General features: G+C 48.9%; 14 protein-coding genes. 8 read left to right on the forward strand and 6 right to left on the reverse strand.

Going from position 1 to position 19,540, the window contains the following annotated elements; translation table 11 throughout:
* The 4 genes from PKI34_02395 to PKI34_02410 form a co-directional block, all read right to left on the reverse strand.
* Window positions 1-395, reverse strand: a 395-nt coding sequence (locus tag PKI34_02395; protein HNS16655.1) for a four helix bundle protein, incomplete at its 3' end; no start/stop codon positions are given.
* Between the two features lie 128 nt (window positions 396-523).
* A complete protein-coding gene (locus PKI34_02400; protein ID HNS16656.1) occupies window positions 524-1,447 on the reverse strand; it encodes a 3-phosphoglycerate dehydrogenase in 924 nt (307 codons plus the stop codon).
* Window positions 1,448-1,489: 42 nt separating this feature from the next.
* The gene (gene serC / locus PKI34_02405; GenBank protein HNS16657.1) at window positions 1,490-2,563 is read right to left on the reverse strand and encodes a 3-phosphoserine/phosphohydroxythreonine transaminase; all 1,074 of its coding nucleotides are present in this window, start codon (window positions 2,561-2,563) and stop codon (window positions 1,490-1,492) included.
* Window positions 2,564-2,695: 132 nt separating this feature from the next.
* Window positions 2,696-3,709, reverse strand: coding sequence for a hypothetical protein (locus PKI34_02410; GenBank protein ID HNS16658.1), 1,014 nt, complete (start codon window positions 3,707-3,709; stop codon window positions 2,696-2,698).
* Window positions 3,710-3,773: 64 nt separating this feature from the next.
* Between PKI34_02410 and PKI34_02415 the strand changes: the two genes are divergently transcribed.
* The 7 genes from PKI34_02415 (at window position 3,774) to PKI34_02445 (ending at window position 13,916) form a co-directional block, all read left to right on the forward strand.
* Window positions 3,774-4,862 carry a hypothetical protein gene (locus PKI34_02415; GenBank protein HNS16659.1) on the forward strand — a complete coding sequence of 363 codons (1,089 nt, stop codon included), beginning with the start codon at window positions 3,774-3,776 and terminating at the stop codon, window positions 4,860-4,862.
* An 87-nt stretch (window positions 4,863-4,949) separates the two neighbouring features.
* Window positions 4,950-5,222, forward strand: coding sequence for a type B 50S ribosomal protein L31 (locus PKI34_02420; GenBank protein ID HNS16660.1), 273 nt, complete (start codon window positions 4,950-4,952; stop codon window positions 5,220-5,222).
* Window positions 5,223-5,406: 184 nt separating this feature from the next.
* A complete protein-coding gene (locus PKI34_02425; protein ID HNS16661.1) occupies window positions 5,407-6,588 on the forward strand; it encodes a GlmU family protein in 1,182 nt (393 codons plus the stop codon).
* 124 nt (window positions 6,589-6,712) lie between these two features.
* On the forward strand, window positions 6,713-9,169 hold the full coding sequence (gene lon / locus PKI34_02430) for an endopeptidase La (protein HNS16662.1): 2,457 nt from the start codon (window positions 6,713-6,715) through the stop codon (window positions 9,167-9,169).
* A gap of 27 nt (window positions 9,170-9,196) precedes the next feature.
* Window positions 9,197-10,840: an ABC transporter substrate-binding protein gene (locus PKI34_02435; protein HNS16663.1), complete on the forward strand. Its 1,644-nt coding sequence runs from the start codon at window positions 9,197-9,199 to the stop codon at window positions 10,838-10,840.
* A gap of 84 nt (window positions 10,841-10,924) precedes the next feature.
* On the forward strand, window positions 10,925-11,542 hold the full coding sequence (locus PKI34_02440) for a hypothetical protein (GenBank protein HNS16664.1): 618 nt from the start codon (window positions 10,925-10,927) through the stop codon (window positions 11,540-11,542).
* A 46-nt stretch (window positions 11,543-11,588) separates the two neighbouring features.
* On the forward strand, window positions 11,589-13,916 hold the full coding sequence (locus PKI34_02445; protein ID HNS16665.1) for a M14 family zinc carboxypeptidase: 2,328 nt from the start codon (window positions 11,589-11,591) through the stop codon (window positions 13,914-13,916).
* 24 nt (window positions 13,917-13,940) lie between these two features.
* Here PKI34_02445 and PKI34_02450 read toward each other — a convergent pair whose 3' ends face one another.
* Both PKI34_02450 and PKI34_02455 read right to left on the reverse strand, forming a co-directional pair.
* Window positions 13,941-15,182 carry an aminotransferase class I/II-fold pyridoxal phosphate-dependent enzyme gene (locus tag PKI34_02450; protein ID HNS16666.1) on the reverse strand — a complete coding sequence of 414 codons (1,242 nt, stop codon included), beginning with the start codon at window positions 15,180-15,182 and terminating at the stop codon, window positions 13,941-13,943.
* Window positions 15,183-15,535: 353 nt separating this feature from the next.
* Complete coding sequence (locus tag PKI34_02455; protein ID HNS16667.1) at window positions 15,536-15,790, reverse strand: hypothetical protein; 255 nt, start codon at window positions 15,788-15,790, stop codon at window positions 15,536-15,538.
* A 332-nt stretch (window positions 15,791-16,122) separates the two neighbouring features.
* On the opposite strand from PKI34_02455, the gene PKI34_02460 reads away from it, so the two are divergent.
* Window positions 16,123-19,539 carry a CHAT domain-containing protein gene (locus PKI34_02460; GenBank protein HNS16668.1) on the forward strand — a complete coding sequence of 1,139 codons (3,417 nt, stop codon included), beginning with the start codon at window positions 16,123-16,125 and terminating at the stop codon, window positions 19,537-19,539.
* Window position 19,540 lies beyond the last annotated feature (1 nt).

A 19,540-nucleotide genomic window follows, 5' to 3' on the forward strand; every position in this document is an offset into this window, starting at 1 on the left:
TCTGCCGGTACATTGTTCCTTTGCAGTGAACCGATGAGTGCTCCAACCATTTTTGTCATTTCCATCAGATGTTCACGCGACTGTTGCTCCTCATCTTCATCGAGATAATTCAAGCTCCTGGCAATGGACGTAAAGACAACGCATTCCCTGATTGAGCTTTTGGCGGCTTTCAGGTAAAAGACAAACTGAATCCTGTTCCGCGCCGATCCTTCGGCAATGGAGAGTGCAATGGATTCTGCGGCGTGGGTAAATTTGTTCGTGATTCCTTCTCCTTCTTTGTCCGGAAAACTCCTGACAGTGAAGTGTACCCAGTTTATATATTCAAGTGCTTTGTGGTAGACACGAAGATCTTCGAATCTGAAAAAAGTGCTCAGATTATCGTTTCCGTTTTCCATGACATGTTTTTTTATGAATTACGATCATTCACTCTCAGGCCAGGCCTGACAAGGATCATCGCGGAATTCCTGCTCTCCCTGCGCATCCTCAACTTACGGATCAATAAGCTTCTTTTTCCGGTAATGGATTATTTATTCACCTGGAAAGTGGTATCCCCCGTCTTGAAGAATCTTACGATCTGGTTGGCAGCAGCCAGACCTGCGTTGATATTGGCTTCGGCAGTCTGGGCTCCCATCTTTTTTGGGGTAAAATAGTAACGTCCTTCATGCTGGCTTGCGATATCCGCAGCACAATCGGGAGTGATATCGGATAAATACTTGAAATCTTTCCTTTCCAGGAATATCTTCATCAGAGATGCTTCATCAATCACCTCTTTTCTTGCCGTATTGACCAGGGTGGCGCCTTCCGGCATCAGGGATAACAGTTCGTAATTGATCAACCCCCTGGTTTTTTCGTTGGCAGGCATATGAAGGGAGATGTACTGGCAGTTTTTATACAGATCTTCCATCTTCTGGACGGGGATGACCCCTTCTTTTTCCATTTCTTCCGCACGTACGAATGGATCAAAAGCATATACCTTCATACCGAATCCCCTGGCAATGGCAGCCACGCGTTTTGCGACATTGCCATAGGCGTGCAGGCCGATGCTTTTGCCGAGCAGTTCGGTGCCTGATTTGCCGCTGAAGCATCCTCTGGCGTGATAGATCATCATTCCCATTACCAGCTCAGCCACCGCATTGGCATTTTGTCCCGGTGTGTTCATGGCAACGATCTTCTTTTCCGATGCAGCCTTCAGGTCGAGGTTGTCGTACCCGGCACCTGCACGTACGACGATCTTCAGCTTTCCGGCCGCTTCGATGATGCCGCGGTCAATGATGTCACTACGTACGATCAGGGCGTCTGCATCCACGACCGCTTTTGCCAGATCGCTCTTTTCGGTGTATTTTTCAAACAGGGCAAACTCAAAACCCGCATCTTCAACGATCTTTTGGATCCCTTTCACAGCGATGGCTGCAAAGGGTTTTTCCGTTGCTACTAATACTTTTGTCATATCTGAATAAATTTAGTGGATTACTGTTTTAAACGGTCCGGATCATCCGTTGGTTTTTTCGAATTCCTGCATGACATCGATCAGCGCCCTGACGCTTTCGATCGGCAATGCATTGTACAGGGAGGCCCGGAATCCGCCAACCGACCGGTGTCCCTTGATGCCAATCATTCCCCTTGAGCTGGCCAGCTGCTGGAATGCAGGCTCCAGTTCCTTGTATTCTTCCTTCATGACGAAGCAGACGTTCATGATGGAGCGGTCCTGCGGATCGGGGATCGTCGGGATGAAATACTTGTTGCGTTCAATTTCCTGATAGAGCAATCCGGCCTTTTCGAGGTTCTTTTTTTCCATTGCTTTGATGCCGCCGCTGGCCTTGAGCCATTTGAGCGTCTGGAGGGCCGCATAGATGTTGACGCAGGGTGGCGTATTGAACATCGAGCCTTTGTCAATGTGCGTCTGGTACTTCAGCATGGTGGGGATCTGCCGCTGTACTTTGCTGATCAGGTCGTTATTGATGATGACGAACGTTACACCAGCCGGTGCCAGGTTCTTCTGTGCCCCGCCGTAGATCAGCGCATATTTGCTGATATTCACCGGCCGGCTGAAAATGTCGGATGACATGTCAGCGATCAGGGGTACCGGACAGTCGGGATCTTTTCTGATTTCGGTGCCGAAGATCGTATTGTTCGTTGTGAAATGAAAATAATCCACATCCTTCGGGATCACAAAATTTTTGGGAATATAATTGAAGTTCTTGTCCTGCGAGGAGGCAACGACTTCCACCTCCCCGAATATCTTCGCCTCTTTGATTGCTTTTGAAGCCCACTCTCCCGTATTGAGATAGGCCGCTTTCGTATTCAAAAAGTTGTAGGGTACCATGGCGAATTGCAGACTGGCACCTCCTCCGAGAAATAACACAGAGTAACCTTCCGGTATGTCGAGCAACTCTTTGAAAAGCGTGGCTGCTTCGTCGATGATTGCCTGAAATTCTTTGCTGCGATGTGAAATCTCCATGATCGACATTCCGATCCCGTTCAGATCCAGCACCGCTTTAGCGGTATTCTCCAGCGTGTATTGCGGTAGGATCGACGGCCCTGCATTAAAATTATGCTTTTTCATAATACATTGAAATTAAATAACTTATATTTTTTAGAAGTCCAAATTTTCCTGACTGCAAAGTTAAAATTTTAATAATTAGGTTATTGAAAAACCCCAAAAGAAATTTCTGGGAGAATAACACCTGCCGGAGATTCACTTTTTTTCGGCGGGAGGAAAAAGATCATGCTCAACGGGTTTATCAGCGCCCTGACCTGATTGGATCTCAGGGTTCCGTGCATCCACATCCGCCTGAAACCTCCAGGATCCATCTTCGAATACGAATGCGTCAAAAACATTCCCGACCGGGATGTAATAACTGAACTGTCCTGCCACCGAGGGGTCCATGGGTTCAAGATGGTCAAAGACGATCATATGGGCAGTCCTGTACCGGTACCTGGGCCGGTAAGGGTTTTTGTTTGTCTGAATTTTATAGCGCTGAAGGTCATATTTGAGCGACATGGTTGCGTGGGAGGAATGTTCAAAGATCACCCGCGTCTGCTTCCCCTTTCCGTAGTCCGGAAAAACAGCAGCGCCGAAAACAGGCCTGCCGTCGGTGCCAAAGGTAAGGATCTCAATGAGCTTTCGTGTCGTTGACCGGGTGTGGCCATCCCATCCCAGAAGGGTATAATATTTCTTTCCCGCTGATTCATTGAGGATGACCTGATAATAGTGGGCACCCGGCCACTGAAGGTTACCGGTGATCCGGTGCTCAAGGTCATCCAGGCTGTCAGAACGGTCAGACAAAAGAAACACCGTCCCCTCTGGATCATGGCGCTGGATAAATCCGTAATAAAGAAATGTTCCGTTATCGCTTGGCAAATTCCAGGTGAATATCCTGAAACTGCTGTCAGGAGCAAATAGCCTGCTGATGCTCACCAGGGAATCAAAACGGTAGCTGAATGAACCCTTTTGCTCAATGGCATATCCGAGCATCTGTGAAAAATTCCGGCAGGCCTCCAGCCGGATGGAATCCGTCGCTCCGTAGAGAATGGTGCGCGCCACAGGTACCATTTCCTTTTCCAGCGAACACAACACGGAATCGTTTCTGTAGGCTGCATCCGGAACAGCTATATTCCATCCGGAACCTGCAAGTGCCATTCTGCTGATCCCTGCCAGAAAAAAAATCGCCGCCAGTCGTGTCATCGCCGTGGTAACCATATGTGCCATAACGCGTGTGATTATTCTTTATTTTTGCAAGAAGATAATTTGACCGGTCAACGGATAAATTCAAATGAACCTGCACGAACGGGAACGGGCTTTCATAAGACTGGGGCACTACCTGAGCTCCTATATTCAGCGTGCTGGTCATGATCCTGCTGGTCTGCCGGAAACAGATCCGGAGGATGTGATCCTGACCAGTGCGGTTCGGTTGGCCATGGCTGTCAATCCCTGGTTCATCCTTCCCCATATCCTTCAGTCACTTCGTGCCATCGCCGACAGCCTTGATGAAAAAGAGGTCGGATCGTTCATGCAAATTTACGGACCACGCATCAAAGAATCAGACCATCCGGTCACCGTTGCTGTCATTATGGCAGGAAATTTACCGCTGGTAGGGTTTCATGATTTTTTTTGCGTTGTTTTATCGGGCAACCGGTTCCTGGGAAAGCTTTCTTCGGAAGACTGCCATCTCCTGCCTGCGCTCTCCCGGCTGATGACCATCTGGCATCCTGATTTGCAAAACCTGGTAAGTTTCACGGATCAAAGGCTTTTTCGTTTTGATGCCGTCATAGCGACCGGAAGTGATAACACTTCACGGTATTTCGATTTTTATTTTGGAAAATACCCGAATATCATCCGCCGGCACAGGAACAGCGTGGCGGTGCTGAATGGCACTGAAACACCGGCGGAACTGGAAGCACTGGGTACCGATGTTTTCAGCTATTTCGGCCGTGGCTGCCGGAGTGTTTCCAGACTGTTCCTTCCCTTGAACCATCCCCTCGAAGCCTTCGCATCAGCCTGGAAATCCTTCAGCTACGTGATGGATCATTCTAAATACAGGCATAATTATGATTATTATAAGTCGGTCTTCATTGTCAGCCATCTCTCCTATGTTGATCCTGGAATGATCCTGATCAAACAGGATCCCTCCTTCAACTCTCCGCTTGCGGTCCTTCACTTTACGGATTATGAATCAGTTGCGGAAGTCAATTCATTGCTTCTGCAAAGCCGGAATAAGATCCAGAGCATCGTATCAAACGATCAGGCGATCGATCAACGGATTCCTTTTGGCAAAGCCCAGCAGCCATCACTCTTTGATTTTGCGGACCGCATCGATACAATGGATTTCCTTTTTCAATGTAATCAGTCAATAAAAATTTAGTTGTTTTATGCTCCTGTTTGGATTTTTCATATCTTTGCACTCCGAAATTTTCAAGAAAAACAGTAACGATTTAAAGGAAAGTTCCAAATGAAAAAAGATATTCATCCGAAGGACTACAGGTTAGTTGTTTTTAAAGATATGTCGAACGGTTATTCTTTTTTATCGCATTCAACCGCCAAAACGAAAGAAACCATCCTTTGGGAAGACGGGAAGGAGTACCCGCTCATCAAACTGGAAATATCCCATACTTCACATCCGTTCTTTACGGGAAAAATGAAGCTGGTGGATACAGCCGGCCGTGTTGACAAGTTCAAGAGCCGTTACCAGAAGCATCTTGATCTGAAGAATCACCAGAAATAAAACAGCGATCGTTTCAATGAAAAGTCCCGGCTCCACGGGACTTTTTTGTTTATGGGTAATGACCGCGAATAACTAAGCATGGCACCATTTAACAAAGAATTGTTATTAATTTTACATATCTTTTTATAATTACTCATATGATTCTGTCGTTTGTAATCGTATCTTGTAGGCAAAACCGATTGAAATGAATTATATTCTGTTTGACGACAGCCGCCGGGAAAGTCTCTTACCTCTGACCTTTATCAGACCTATTGCCGACATCCGGATCGGGATACTGACCATCCGGGAAAAGTGGGAAAGATTCCTGGGCGTGCGAACCTCCACCCTCACCGAGGAGTATCTCAGCAAGAAATACCCTGTTGTAAGGGAAGACAACAATGTTCTGATCAACAGTTCTGTACTGCCCGACCGCAAGCTGGTTGAAAGGATTCTGGCCCTTAAGCCCAACCAGGCACTGGTGCAGCAGGACTGCATCATTGCGATGCATCTGACGGGTGAAGAAATTGATAATGTGCAAGAGGCTGAATGTGAGGAGATTGACTATGACGAATGTTTTCTGAGTATCCGGAATACCTGGGATCTTTTTTCAGTGAATGATCCTGCGATCAGGGCCGATTACGACCTGATAACCCGTGGAAGAAAATCCATTGAAGTGGACGGGACCAATACCCTGATCCACAAGGAGAACATTTTCATCGAGGCAGGTGCCCGGATCGGTTGTTCTGTACTGAATGCTTCCGATGGTCCTGTTTATATTGGAAAAGAGGCGGAGATCATGGAGGGATGCCTGATCAGGGGCCCCTTTGCCATGTGCGAACATTCGGTTCTCAAAATGGGTACCCGGGTTTACGGTCCTTCAACGCTGGGTTTTTATTCAAAGGCAGGCGGTGAAATCGATCATTCGATCATCTTTTCCTATAGCAACAAGGCCCACGATGGTTACCTGGGACATGCAGTCATCGGCGAGTGGTGCAACCTGGGTGCCGCAACCAACAACTCGAATCTGAAAAATACCTATGAGCAGGTAAGGATCTGGTCCTATCCGGAGGAGTCGTTTGTCGAAACCGGGTTGCAGTTCTGTGGCCTGATCATGGGTGATTATACAAAAACCGGCATAGGAACCATGTTCAACACCGGTACCGTGGTGGGGGTCAATACCAATATTTACGGACACGGATTGCAGAGGAACTTCATTCCATCCTTTTCCTGGGGTGGGACCTCCGGCTTCAAGGAATACAAGATCAATGAGGCCATTACGGTTGCCCGGCGCATGCATCAGCGGCGCGGACTCGAATTCACGGATATCGATCAGGATATCCTGCAAACAGTCTTTAACCTGTCGTACCGGTATAAAAAGGTCTATTAAGAGAACCCACCCTTATCGGACCAATTTCAGGACGATGCCGGATCAGTGGCACGTTGCATTTTATGGCATACAACTTGACAGGGGACTCCTTGCTTATACATAACTTTAAATCAGCCATTTTGACATGATAAACGAACTTGACGACGACAATGATATACACTTCTCCCGCATCATGAACGGAGAAACGGAACTTATACCCCTGTTATCAGCTGAAGATGAGGAACAGATCAACGCGGAGCCGGTCCCGGATGTCCTGCCCATTCTGCCCCTGAGGAATACGGTGCTTTTTCCTGGCGTGGTCATCCCCATCACGGTTGGAAGGGACAAATCCATCAAACTGATCCGGGATTGTTACCGCGGCAACAAAATAATCGGTGTGGTTGCCCAGAAGGATCATGAGATCGATGACCCCTCCCAGGAAGACCTCAACCGGATCGGAACCGTGGCCTACATCATCCGGATCCTCCAGATGCCGGATGGCAATACGACGGCCATCATACAGGGTAAGAAACGGTTCAGGATCCTGGAATTCTCACAGGAAATCCCCTATTTCAAGGCAAAAGTGACCGGTTTTGACAAGCACGACCACCGGCTAAAGGGTGAGGAATTCGAAGCGCTGGTATCCACGCTGAAAGATATGGCGATCCAGATCATCAAACAATCGCCCAACATGCCTTCCGATGCTGTATTCGCGATCCGGAACATCGAAAGCCCTGTGTTCCTGATCAATTTCATTTCATCCAACCTGAACATTGACCTGCTGGAAAAGCAAAAACTGCTGGAAATGCAGGATTTGATCGAACGGGCCCATAAAGTGCTGGAGGCACTGACCCGGGAACTGCAGATGCTGGAACTTAAGAACCAGATCCAGCGTAAGGTCAAGACAGACATGGATAAGCAGCAACGTGATTACCTGCTGAGCCAGCAATTAAAAACGATCCAGGAAGAACTTGGAAACAATCCCCATGAACAGGAAATAGCAGAACTGCAAGAGCGGGCACAAACTAAAAAATGGTCTGCCGAGGTCAAGGAAGCCTTCACCAAAGAAATGCTCAAGCTCCAGCGGATGAACCCTGCAGCCATGGAGTATGGCCTGCAGATCAATTACCTGGATTTACTGGTTTCACTCCCATGGAGAGCGTATAGTTCAGATAATTTTGACCTGAACCGGGCCCAGCAGATCCTGGATGATGATCATTACGGCCTGGAAAAAGTCAAGGAGCGCATCATCGAGTACCTTGCCGTTGTCCAGCTGAAGGGAGACATGAAATCCCCGATCCTTTGCTTTGTCGGTCCCCCGGGAGTTGGCAAAACCTCCCTGGGAAAATCCATTGCCAAAGCCCTTGGCAGAAAATACATCCGCATGTCGCTTGGCGGCCTGCGCGACGAAGCTGAAATCCGCGGTCACCGGAAGACCTACATCGGCGCCATGCCGGGAAGAATCATCCACAACATCAAAAAAGCACAGACATCCAACCCCGTTTTTGTACTGGATGAGATCGACAAGGTCCTGGGAATGAATGTCAACGGAGATCCCTCGGCCGCCCTGCTTGAAGTGCTGGACCCTGAACAGAATGTCGCCTTCTATGATAATTACCTGGAGATCGAATATGATCTTTCCCGTGTCATGTTCATTGCAACGGCCAATACCCTGAGCACGGTGCATCCTGCCCTGCAGGACAGGATGGAAGTGATCGACCTGAGCGGCTACCTCCTGGAGGAAAAGATAGAGATCGCCAGAAAACACCTGCTGCCAAAACAATTGCGCGAACACGGGATCAAAAACAGCCAGATCAAATTTACCAGGAACATCCTCCGGCATGTCATTGAGGACTACACCAGGGAGGCAGGAGTCAGGCAGCTGGAAAAGAAGATCGCAAAGATCATCCGTCACAATGCCAGGTTCATTGTCACAGGGGGAGATTATCATGTCAAACCGGATGAAGGTGATCTGAAAAAGATCCTGGGCCCTCCCCAGTTTCAGCGGGACCGAAGCCTGACAGGAGAAGTGGCAGGTGTGGTGACCGGCCTGGCATGGACAGCCTTCGGCGGCGAGATCCTGTTTGTGGAGGTCAGCCTGAGCAAAGGCAAGGGAGAATTGCGGATCACGGGAAACCTCGGGGATGTCATGAAAGAATCAGCAACCATTGCTTACGAATACCTGAAAGCACACGCTGCGCTTCTGGACATCGATACGGATATCTTTCAGAACTGGAACGTGCATATCCACGTCCCGGAAGGGGCCACACCCAAAGATGGCCCCTCAGCCGGTATCACTATGTTCACCGCTCTTGCCTCTGCCTTCACACAGCGTAAAGTGAGACAACTGGTGGCCATGACCGGAGAGATCACCCTCCGCGGAAAAGTCCTGCCTGTGGGTGGCATAAAAGACAAGATACTCGCCGCAAAACGTTCCAGGATAAAAGATATCGTGATTTCAAAGGAAAACCGGGCCGATATCGAGGAGATCAAAGCCGATTATATCAAGGGAGTTGAGTTCCATTTCATCGATGATATGATGGACGCCATTGATTTTACCCTTCTGAAAGAGAAAGTCAAAAATCCATTGCAGCTGAAATGATTTCCTGCAATTCCCTCCGAGACCAGGATGCATCTGACGTTTAAATATTTCTTCTTTTTTTCACTGGGTTTCCTGTTCACGCTTGCCTGTGGCAGGCATCAACAAGCGAACGAAACAAGGAAAGTGTTCAGGTATAACGAAGCTACCGGAATCTCTTCGCTGGATCCTGCCTTTGCAAAAGACCTGTCAAACCTGTGGGCCGTCAATCAGGTCTTCAACGGCCTGGTTCAACTCAACGACCGGCTTCAGGTGGAACCCTGCATCGCCCATTCCTGGGAGATCACCGGGGATGGAAGGATCTATACCTTCCACCTGAGAAATGACGTCCGCTTTCACGACCATCTCGTTTTTGAGCAGGGGAGGGGACGCGTGGTAACTGCTTCGGATGTTGAATACAGTTTCCGGCGACTTGCCGACCCGGGTGTGGCATCCCCGGGCGCCTGGGTGTTTCACCACGTGGCGACGGTCGGAGACGAACCTTCCTTTGCAACGATCGATGATTCTACCTTCCGGATCGTTCTCTCACAGCCCTTCCCTCCGTTCCTTGGACTGCTCTGCATGCAGTACTGTTCGGTAGTCCCCCGGGAAGCTGTTGAATATTTTGGTCCTGACTTTCGGAGAAACCCGGTTGGGACAGGTCCGTTTAAGTTCAGCTACTGGAAGGAAGGTGTGAAGCTTGTACTGGTCAAAAATCCCGCTTATTTTGAAATTATTGATAATCAACGACTTCCTTATATTGATGCCGTAGCGGTGACCTTCCTGATCGACAAGCAGTCGGCTTTTCTGGAGTTTGTCAAAGGCAACGTTGATTTTTTGTCAGGACTGGATCCCGGCTACAAGGACCATCTGATCACACCGGAGGGCCAGCTGAATCCTGATTATGCTGACCGGTTTAAAATGCTGACGATGCCTTACCTGAACACCGAGTACCTTGGATTTTTGCTCGACACGGTCTCAAAAGGACCCGTGGCGGATCCGCTGCAGATCCCCGGGGTGCGTCAGGCCATGAACATAGGATTTGACCGCATCAAAATGATACGTTACCTGCGCAACAACATTGGTACACCGGGGATCTACGGAATCATCCCACCCGGAATGCCATCGTTCGATTCTGTCGGAATGGCCGGCTACAGCTACGATCCCGCGAAAGCCCGCCGGCTGCTGAAAGAAGCCGGTTACCCCAACGGCGAAGGATTGCCGGATGTCACCCTTACCACTACAGCCGATTATGTTGACCTGTGCAAGTTCATCCAGTCACAACTGGCCGAGATCGGTTTCAGGATCCGGATCGACGTGACGCCCCCGGCCACCATACGCGAACTGAAAGCCCAGGCGAAACTTCCATTCTTCAGGGCTTCCTGGATCGCCGACTACCCCGATGAAGAGAATTACCTGTCACTGTTTTACAGCAAAAATTTCTGCCCGGGAGGCCCAAATTACACTCATTTCGCCAGCGATGAGTTTGATGCACTCTATGAAAGGGCTTTGCGGGAGGAAAATGATTCTCTGCGCCTTGTTTTCTACCGGGAAATGAATCAAATCGTGATGCGGGAATCCCCGGTGATCATCCTTTATTACGACCGTGTTCTCCGGTTCGTTCAGAAAAATGTCGAAGGAATCGGGATCAACCCGATCAACCTGTTGACGCTAAAGTACGTTACCATTCAATAATTTGAACTCCACATTTCCTGTTGATTTTATGATGATGCGTAAATAAATTATTAATTTTACCGGTCGAAATAAGCATTCATTAACATGCCCCCTTCTGTACCCCTGTTGAACAAGATCCGCCAGTTTGTCTGGAACACGCAGTTCCATAGAGAAATGGCCCTTACCAGGCGTCACCGGAAATACATCAGCCTCCTGGAGGCCGATACGATCGGCATCCTATACGATGCCTCCGAAGAAAGAAACTATTCGGTAGTCTATAATTTCGTCCGCTACCTGATTGAACAGCAAAAAAAAGTAAAGGCGCTTGGATTTGTCAATAGCACGCTCATCCCTCATTACTGTCATCCGCGGCTTTCGTTTGACTATTTCACCTTAAAAGATTTAAACTGGTACAGGAAGCCTGTTAGTCATTTTGTCCGGGACTTTGTCTCGAATGAATTCGACATGGTCATCAACCTGGATGTCAATGATACCCCCTCGCTGAAATACATTACCGGACTTTCCATCGCGCATTTCAAGGTGGGTAAGTTTCACGAAAAAAGCAAGGACTGTTTCGATCTGATGATCGACATGAAAGATCCGACCGACATCGATGCCCTGTTAAAGGAAATCAACCATTACCTGAGCATCCTTCAGCCTCCCAACAGCGGGACCGTGAAAGTCAAACCGGCTGAAGACCCGGAAGACAGCCTGCTTTTCTAAGGCGGGATTAAATGAGCATTTTTGAATTTTTTGAAAAGTTGAAATCATGAAGATGAAATACGCTTTCGGTGTTTTATTGTTTCTGGCTGGATGGCAGGGCATGCTTACCGGCCAGATCCTGGATCAACATACGGATCTCGGCTCTCTTTTCAGCCAGAAGGGGGAGGTCTGCTTCTCTTTTTCAGTGAGCACACCAAGGGAAGTTCTTCTTCTGTCGACGGTCGTCTCCATAGCACACCTGGATGGCAATTCGGTAACGGCCTTCGCCAGCCGGCCGGAATTTGAAAAATTCCTCTCGTTGGGTTATTCTGCCGTTAAAGTGGAAACAAGCGTCCCGGAAGACCTTAGCATGAAGGATTACCATCAGCTTGCAATGAAAAATGACTGGGATTCATACCCTACATACGAAGCGTACGAGGCGATGATGTATGCTTTCGAAGAGGATTACCCGGCGCTGTGCAGGATCGTGAACATCGCAACGTTGCCCGGCGGCAGGAAGCTGCTGGCGGCAAAGATATCCGACCAGGTTGACCAGAGTGAGGGCGAGCCGCAGTTTCTCTACACCAGCTCGATGCATGGCAATGAAACCACCGGGTATATCCTGATGCTCCGGCTGATCGATCTGCTTCTGTCAGGTTACGGAACGGATCCCGACCTCGCCTGGATGGTTAACAATATGGAGATCTGGATCAATCCCCTGGCCAACCCCGATGGTACCTATGCGGGAGGAAACGGCACGGTGGCAGGAGCAACCCGCTACAATGCCAACTGGGTCGATCTCAACCGGAACTACCCTGATCCGGAAGACGGGCCCCACCCGGACGGAAATTCCTGGCAGCCGGAAACCATCGCCTTTATGAATTTTGCATCGGAGCATCACTTTGTGATGTCGGCCAACCTGCATGGCGGGGCAGAACTAATCAATTACCCCTGGGATACCTGGCAGAAACGCCACCCCGACGACAGCTGGTGGCAGTATGTTTCCTATCAGTACGCCGATACGGTGCACGAATATTCCAATAATTATTTTTACAGCCAGGGCGACGGCGTGACCAACGGATACGACTGGTATTCCATCAGCGGTGGAAGACAGGATTATATGACCTATTTCCATCTGGGGCGTGAATGCACCATTGAATTATCTGATGCCTACATTCTGCCTCCGGCTCAGCTGCCGGTACTTTGGGACTATAATTACCGTTCGCTGCTCAATTACCTGAAACAGTGCGCATTCGGTATCAATGGAACGGTTACGGATTCGATCACCGGTAACCCGATCGGGGCAAAAATATGGATTGACGGACACGACGCCGACAGCTCCCACGCCTATTCATGGCTGCCTAACGGCAACTTCAACCGGCTGCTCTCTGCAGGAACCTACGACCTGGAGTTCAAGTCGCCCGGCTATTTTCCGAAAACACTGAAGGGAGTTGCTGTTGCTGATCAGCAGGCTACTACCCTGACGGTACAAATGGTTCCCGGTGATCTGATCGCTGACTTTCACGCCAGCGACCGCACCATTCCGGTGGGCGGCTCTGTTCAGTTCTTCGACGAAAGTTACGGGAATGTCCAGTCGTGGTCCTGGACGTTTGAAGGCGGATATCCCCCTGCCTCCACTGGGCAGTCCCCCCAGGTCATCTACAACGAACCCGGCCAGTATCCGGTCACACTTACCGTATCCGATGGAACCAATGCCAACACACTTCACCGCATCGGTTATATTGTGGCCTCAACGGAATACATCATGCAAAGCGGTTCGTTCATTGCCTGCGAAGGTTTGTTCGTGGATCCGGGCGGCCAGGAAGGCAATTACGGCAACAACCAGAACATCACTACGACCTTTTTTCCCGACCAGGCAGGGAAGAAGGTCACCGCTGACTTTCTCTCCTTCAGCCTGGAGGATGACCCTTCCTGCGCTTTCGACTGGCTCCGGATCTACGACGGTCCTGACACCTCTTCTCCCCTGATGGGTGAGTACTGTGGCTCATCGTCTCCTGCCAGGCAAACCGCCACCAACGATGTCGGAGCATTGACATTCAGCTTCCATTCCGACGGTTATATGACATTTTCCGGATGGGAGGCGATGCTCAGCTGTGGCGTCAATGTCAACGAAGAGATCCTTTACTCCGATGGATCCCGGATCCGGCTCTATCCAAATCCACTGAGTGACCGGGTGCACCTGCGGTTTGAAAAGCCCCTCACCGGACAGGTTCAGTACAGCATTTACGCTGTGACGGGGAAGAAGTTATACTCGGAAACGGAGACCGGGACCGCTGAAAAGACGATCGATGTCCAAAACCTGGCCCCAGGCGTGTATTATCTTGAGATCAGCTGGGAGCTGGGCAGGATCTGCAAAAAGCTGGTAGTGGAGTGAACGATCCTCCAGGGAGGCGAAGTATCATATCGTGGCGAAGGTCTGCGGATATGCCCCGGCATCCAGCTTCTTTTTGACCTCGGAGAACGCATTGATGGTATACTCGACATTTTCGAGAGTATGCACCGCTGTCGGGATGATGCGCAGCATGATGACATCCTTCGGCACCACCGGATAAATGACGATAGAACAGAATATGTCGTAATTTTCCCTCAGATCGTGGGTGATCTGGGTGGCGGTGGCTGTTCCCCCTTTAAGGAATACGGGCGTAACAGGCGATTGCGTCTTGCCAATGTCAAATCCTTTGGATTTCAGGCCTGACTGCAGTGCGTGGGCAATGGCCCACAGGTTTTCCCGCAGTTCGGACCTGGTTTGCAGCAGTTCCAGCCGTTTCAGCGCACCCAGCACCATGGGCATGGGAAGGGATTTGGCATAGATCTGCGACCGCATGTTGTACATCAGGTGGTTGATCACCGGCCTGGTGGAAGCCACAAATGCACCAATCCCGGCCATGGCTTTGGCAAACGTTGCAAAGTAAACATCCACTTCGTCCTGAACGCCGTATTCTTCGCCCGTTCCACCGCCGGTCTTCCCCATGGTCCCAAAACCATGAGCGTCGTCCACCAGCAAGCGGAACTGGAATTTCTTCTTCAGTTCGGTGATCGCTTTCAGGTTGCCGAGATCCCCCACCATGCCGTAAACGCCCTCGGTGATGACCAGGATCCCGCCCCCGGTGACCTGTGTGAGTTTGGTCGCACGTTCCAGCTGACGCTCCAGGCTTTTCATGTCGTTGTGCGGATATACGAATCGTTTCCCGAAATGAAGCCGCATCCCGTCGATGATGCAGGCGTGCGCATCGGAATCGTAGACAATTACGTCGTGCCTGTCGACCAGGGTCTCGATGATCGAAACCATCCCCTGGTAACCGAAATTCAGCAGGTAGGCAGCTTCTTTCCTGGCAAACCGGGCCAGCTCTCCTTCCAGTTGCTCGTGGTAACTGGTCTGCCCCGACATCATCCGGGCACCCATCGGATAGGCCATTCCGTAATGAGCTGCGGCTTCGGCATCCGCTTTCCTGACCTCGGGATGGTTCGCCAGCCCAAGGTAATTGTTGATGCTCCATACCAGCTTTTTCTTGCCACGAAAGAACATGAAATTGGATATCTCCCCTTCCAGCTTTGGGAACATGTAGTATCCATGGGCCTTTTCACGGTACAACTCCAGCGGTCCAATGCTGGAATGATATTTTTCAAATAGATCCACAATCAATGAATTAGGTAAAACATCCCAAACTGTGACGCGTTTGCGGGTGCAAAACTATGAAATTATTTACTACTCTTCCAGGATGTAGCGGAAGGAAAATTTAATGGCTGTACTGAATATCTGGAGTGTCAATGTCTTGCTCATCAAAAGAGCTATCGCCACCGTCACCACCTATTATGTTTCTGAGTTGATGGAAATTTAACACTTCAAAGGAACTGCTGAATTGATTCATTGATTTCATAGAAAGGGATTTTGCTCAGAGGTTATTAAATTATGTTGTTGATTGTCATTGATGGTCAGATAATGGTCATTTGATGGTCATTTGACTGCATCAGGTTGATAATGAAGTCTGTGGCTTAGAAAAAGAACTGGTTCCGGATCGTTTTGCCGGTCCGGCCGTATTGCCTGGCCGGAGAAAGGGTAATGTCGGGCATGTCAATGTCGTCAGCTACAGTATCACCCGGCCCCGGAGCAGCCGTAATGTCGGGCATGTCAATGTCATCAGCTACGGTATCACCCGGCCCGTAAACCATCCGGCCTCCTCTGATGTTCAGCATTTCTCCTGATGTGAGCTGCTGAGCCTCTGCCAAATTGAAAAACGACGTTTTCATAAATGAAGTTTTATGATTAAATTTTTTCACAACACTTGAATATGTCAAAAATTTCACTTATTTTTGCTTGCAAAAATAAGTGATGGATCAAGGTTTATCCGCTTTTATCCTTCTCTGCCTCACGATTGGGCGTAATCAACCCATTGGTAATAGTCAGACAGGAAAAAGCACAATATACAAATATAGGCATTTTAAATAGACCTGAAATGAATACAGGTATTTTGCACTAAATTTTTTAAGTAAAATAATGAACAGCGCTTGTTGAAGGATTAATCGGGAAAAAGTAAAAAAGTAATACGCATTGATCAAAATTTAATCAACAACCCTTGACCGTGCTCCAGCGATTTGCAACCCGGACCCTGATAATGCTTCTTGCCCTGATTGGATGGCAAGCTGTTGCATTTGGGACAGTTGACAGCACTGGATTCTTCACCTTCGCACAATCCTTCAATCAACGACCTCACTCTCCCCTACCAGGGCATCTGGGCCCAAATGCCTTCAGTCTCTCCGAGATCTGCCTTGCCAGTGATTATTACGCTCAATCGCAGCTGGCTCAGGAACGGAACCATTTTGACAGGGCCATACCGCTCCTTGAAAAAGCGGCCCATCATTACCGCCTGGGCGACGACTGGCGTTCGTGTGCCCAGTGTGCCCTTCAACTTGCCAGGTGTCACCTTGAACAGCCTGACAATCTGAAAGCAACGGAACACTTGCAGGAGGCGCTGGATATCCTTGATGGGAAGTTCTGCACGGCCGACCTGCTTCACGCTGAGGCACACCAGGAGATGGGCGTTGCACTGATCAGGCAGGGTAAGAAGAGTCAGTCCGTCGGACATTTTCTTGAATCCATTGCCATCCGGAGGGAACTGAACGGGGATGATGATCCGCTTCTCGCCAGCACCTACAACAAGCTTGGTGTCAGCTATTATATGACCGGTGAATTTGACAAGGCGCTGAATGCTTACCGGAAAGCACTGTCGCTATCCGAACGTGTTGAAGTTGATCCCCTGGTCATCGCCGAAATATGCAACAATTTCGGAATCGTGCTCAAACTTCAGGGAGATCTGGTCGAAGCATTTGAATTCTACCATCGCTCGATGCAATTGAAAGAGGCTCTCCTGTCGGCGGATGACCCGAACCTGGCGCGAACCTACAACAACCTGGGCAACCTGCTCCGCGTCATGGGGCAAACCGAAGAGGCCATGGTCTATTACGAAAAAGCAGTAACCATCTTCAAGGCGAAATACGGACCCCGCGACCCGATGGTTGGGAAGATCTTTACAAATCAGGGTATTATCTATTCCCGGTATGGAGATTACAACAAGGCCCTGCAATACTTCAATCAGGCACTGGCCATTTATGAAGACAATGAAAACAATGCTGAAGATATTGCATCGACCTGGAATAATATTGGAAATGTTTACTTTCAACTAAAAGATTACAATCAGGGATTGGTGTATTATTCCAAAAGTGTTTCCATAAGAGAACAGAATGCCTCGGTTTATCGCTCAAGATCATTTTCCAACATAGCTTTATGCTATAATAAATTGGGACAAAACAAAAAAGCTTTAGAATATCATCAACTTTCAGTTGATTACTTAGTGCACTACTTTGGAAAAAATCATTATTTATTAGCAACAGAATACCAGAATTTTGGAGCATTTTTGTGTAATATAGGGGAGGTAGAACTAGGATTGGATCTTTATCAGCGAGCTTATTCGATATTTATAAATAACAATGGAATCAAACATCCAGGTGTTGCTAATTGTTTAGTTAATATTGGAAATGTCTACTCAAAAAAAGGAGATTTTCTTATAGCCTTAGATTATTATCAACGATCACTGTTTTCGGGAGTCAGTGACTTTAATGGGAAATACAATATCTACTCAAATCCCACTGTCAGACAGCGTATCCTTTCGAAGAATGAGTTGCTGAACACGCTTCACAAAAAGGCCATCGCATTCAGGGATTATTACACATCGGTCACCAGGGATCCGAAAGATCTCCGGATGAGCCTGGAGACATTCGAAGTGGCGTTCGATTTGATGGACAAGATCCGCATTGGGCACCTGACACAGGAGAGTAAGCTGGAACTGGCAAAGAATCAGCGGACGTTGTTCAGGGATGCCATCCAGACTGCCTGCGATGCCTACAGGGAGACCGGCAGTGAGGATTATCAATCCCTTGCCTTCCAGTTTGCCGAACGGGGTAAAGCTGCCATGTTGTATGATTTCATCAGGGAGAACGATGCCAAACATTTTGCCCACATCCCTGACTCGCTCATCCAGGCAGAGCACAAGATGAAAGAGGACATCGCCGTCTACCAGCGCCTGATCGATGATGAAACTATGAAGCCAGTGGCCGAACGCGAGAATTCATTGCTGGCACACTGGGAAGAAATGCTTTTTGACCTTCAGGACAGGCAGAGCAAGCTGATCCAGCATTTCAATGTCCAGTATCCGAAATATTACCAGTATAAATATGCGAACCGGATCCAACCGGTGGATGAGATCCAGGCCATTCTTGATGAGAAGGATGCCCTGATTGAATATTTCCTCGATGACGACAGGCTTTATACGTTCTATGTTGCAAAGGATAAGATGCAGATAACGGAGCAATTGGTTGATTCTTCATTTTATCATTTTGTCGACGCCCTGCCGAATAACCAGTCCCTGGATGAAATCCTCAACAATGCCAGCGTAACCTACGCCAAGTATGTCACAGCCTCCCATCAATTGTACCGCCTGCTTCTGCAACCCTTTGAGGCAGACTTTGCCGGGAAGGACCTGATCATCATCCCTGACGGGATACTGGGTTACGTTTCCTTTGAATCACTTCTGACGGATGAGGCCTCCGCCGCAACCATCGACTATAAGAATCTTCCTTACCTGCTCAGAACCAACACCATCAATTACGGCTACTCCAGCACCCTGTATTTGCACTCGCTCAGGGACGAGGATCCGGGCAGGACAAAAGAAAACCTGCTGGCATTTGCCCCTGTGTATTTCGAAAAAGAACGATTGGGCGGTGACCAGCAAAACGTCGGCTTGTTCAGGACCCGCGGAGAAAGTCTGATTGATCTGCCGGCGACTCTTCAGGAGGTCAAATCCATTAAAAAGATCCTGGGTGGCGATGTTTACCTGAATGAATCCGCCACGGTCGCCAGGTTCAGGGAAATTGCATCCGATTACCGCATCCTTCACATTGCCACGCACAGCATTGTGGATAACATCAACCCGTTGCGTTCCCGGCTGGTTTTCTCACCGGTCACGGAGGAACAGGATGGAGCCTGCCTGCGTTACAATGACCTGTTCAACCTTGACCTGAATGCAGAGATGGCGGTGTTAAGCGCCTGCAATACGGGTTATGGGCAACATTCAGAAGGGGAAGGGATCATCGCGCTCTCGCGTGGATTTATGTATTCAGGCGTTCCCAGCCTGGTGATCAGTCTCTGGAGCGTGGAAGATGAATCAACAGCCCTGATCATGAAGAATTTTTATAAATACATCAAGGAAGGATTCTCAAAAGACGAGGCGCTGAGAAGATCAAAGCTTGATTTTTTGAGCACGAGCAACAGCATCTATTCGAGCCCTCATTTCTGGTCAGGATTTATCAACATTGGCAACAATCATCCTCTGGAGTTTTCTTCTCACAGAATATTATCAGCGGTTGTCCTGCTGATCATCGTAATTCCCTTATCTTTGCTCACCGTCTTTTACAATATCCGTAAAACCAGGCAGGTTTCATAGA

Source organism: Bacteroidales bacterium (genome assembly GCA_035342335.1).
Lineage (GTDB): Bacteria > Bacteroidota > Bacteroidia > Bacteroidales > JAGONC01 > JAGONC01.